General features: G+C 48.6%; 1 tRNA gene and 2 rRNA genes. All 3 read left to right on the top strand.

Going from position 1 to position 2,620, the window contains the following annotated elements:
* A 16S ribosomal RNA gene (locus tag A9G37_RS00505) occupies positions 1 to 1,278 on the top strand; the annotation flags it as partial.
* Positions 1,279 to 1,332: 54 nt separating this feature from the next.
* Positions 1,333 to 1,408, top strand: a tRNA-Glu gene (locus tag A9G37_RS00500).
* A gap of 257 nt (positions 1,409 to 1,665) precedes the next feature.
* Positions 1,666 to 2,620, top strand: a 23S ribosomal RNA gene (locus A9G37_RS00495); the annotation flags it as partial.

Below are 2,620 nucleotides of genomic sequence, written 5' to 3'. Positions count from 1 at the left end.
GGCTCACCAAGGCGACGATCTCTAGCTGGTCTGAGAGGATGACCAGCCACACTGGAACTGAGACACGGTCCAGACTCCTACGGGAGGCAGCAGTGGGGAATATTGCACAATGGGGGGAACCCTGATGCAGCCATGCCGCGTGTATGAAGAAGGCCTTCGGGTTGTAAAGTACTTTCGGTGATGAGGAAGGTGATGAATCTAATAGGTTTATTAATTGACGTTAATCACAGAAGAAGCACCGGCTAACTCCGTGCCAGCAGCCGCGGTAATACGGAGGGTGCGAGCGTTAATCGGAATGACTGGGCGTAAAGGGCATGTAGGCGGATAATTAAGTTAGGTGTGAAAGCCCTGGGCTCAACCTAGGAATTGCACTTAAAACTGGTTAACTAGAGTATTGTAGAGGAAGGTAGAATTCCACGTGTAGCGGTGAAATGCGTAGAGATGTGGAGGAATACCGGTGGCGAAGGCGGCCTTCTGGACAGATACTGACGCTGAGATGCGAAAGCGTGGGGAGCAAACAGGATTAGATACCCTGGTAGTCCACGCTGTAAACGATGTCGATTTGGAGTTTGTTGCCTAGAGTGATGGGCTCCGAAGCTAACGCGATAAATCGACCGCCTGGGGAGTACGGCCGCAAGGTTAAAACTCAAATGAATTGACGGGGGCCCGCACAAGCGGTGGAGCATGTGGTTTAATTCGATGCAACGCGAAGAACCTTACCTGGTCTTGACATCCACAGAATCTTGTAGAGATACGAGAGTGCCTTCGGGAACTGTGAGACAGGTGCTGCATGGCTGTCGTCAGCTCGTGTTGTGAAATGTTGGGTTAAGTCCCGCAACGAGCGCAACCCTTATCCTTTGTTGCCATCGATTAGGTCGGGAACTCAAAGGAGACTGCCGTTGATAAAGCGGAGGAAGGTGGGGACGACGTCAAGTCATCATGGCCCTTACGACCAGGGCTACACACGTGCTACAATGGCGTATACAAAGGGAGGCGACCTCGCGAGAGTAAGCGGACCTCACAAAGTACGTCTAAGTCCGGATTGGAGTCTGCAACTCGACTCCATGAAGTCGGAATCGCTAGTAATCGTGAATCAGAATGTCACGGTGAATACGTTCCCGGGCCTTGTACACACCGCCCGTCACACCATGGGAGTGGGTTGCACCAGAAGTAGATAGCTTAACCTTCGGGAGGGCGTTTACCACGGTGTGGTTCATGACTGGGGTGAAGTCGTAACAAGGTAACCGTAGGGGAACCTGCGGTTGGATCACCTCCTTACGAAGTGCTCGTAAGTGTTCACACAAATTGTTTGTTTAGAAGAGAAGTAATTAAGTCCCCTTCGTCTAGAGGCCTAGGACATCGCCCTTTCACGGCGGTAACAGGGGTTCGAATCCCCTAGGGGACGCCATAAAATGTGATGAAATTATTTTTCTAAAAAATTATGTTTGTATTTACTTGATTTAGTGGTTAAGTGAATAAAAAGATAAAGCTCTTTAACAATTAGGAACAAGCTGAAAGAAACGAGTTCTCGTTTTTACGAAAGACTTTTAATTATAGGTTTAGTTAAAGTTTATTGAACTTTGATTGAACAATCTATAAATAAAAATAGAATAAGTAAGAAAGAGAAGAAAGCGTAATTTAAACCAAGACAACTGTGAGTTGTAAGGTTAAGAAATTAAGCGTACACGGTGGATGCCTAGGCAATCAGAGGCGAAGAAGGACGTGTTAATCTGCGAAAAGCGACGGTAAGCTGATAAAAAGCGTAATAGCCGTCGATGTCCGAATGGGGAAACCCAGTGTGGGTAACTACACTATCATCTAATGAATCCATAGTTAGATGAGGCGAACCGGGAGAACTGAAACATCTAAGTACCCCGAGGAAAAGAAATCAACCGAGATTCCCTAAGTAGCGGCGAGCGAAAGGGGAGTAGCCCAAGCGGGTAGCATAAAGTATTAGTGGAAGCGTCTGGAAAGTCGCACGATAGAGGGTGAAAGTCCCGTACACGAAGGTGCGTTATGTGGAAGCTTATAGAGTAGGGCGGGACACGTGATATCCTGTCTGAAGAAGGGGGGACCATCCTCCAAGGCTAAATACTCCTGATTGACCGATAGTGAACCAGTACCGTGAGGGAAAGGCGAAAAGAACCCCGGGAGGGGAGTGAAATAGACCCTGAAACCGTGTACGTACAATCAGTGGGAGCTGTTACCGTTGGGTAATAGTGACTGCGTACCTTTTGTATAATGGGTCAGCGACTTATATTCTGTAGCGAGGTTAACCGAATAGGGGAGCCGAAGGGAAACCGAGTATTAACTGTGCGTTAAGTTGCAGGGTATAGACCCGAAACCCGGTGATCTAGCCATGGGCAGGTTGAAGGTTGGTTAACACTAACTGGAGGACCGAACCGACTAATGTTGAAAAATTAGCGGATGACCTGTGGCTGGGGGTGAAAGGCCAATCAAACCGGGAGATAGCTGGTTCTCCCCGAAAGCTATTTAGGTAGCGCCTCATGAATGACTGTTGGGGGTAGAGCACTGTTTCGGCTAGGGGGCCATCCCGGCTTACCAACCCGATGCAAACTCCGAATACTGACAAGTTGAATCATGGGAGACACACGGCGGG

This window comes from Gilliamella sp. GillExp13 (genome assembly GCF_001690815.1).
In the GTDB taxonomy this organism is placed as follows: Bacteria; Pseudomonadota; Gammaproteobacteria; order Enterobacterales; family Orbaceae; genus Gilliamella; species Gilliamella bombi.
This window is presented reverse-complemented; position numbering and strand designations above follow the sequence as displayed.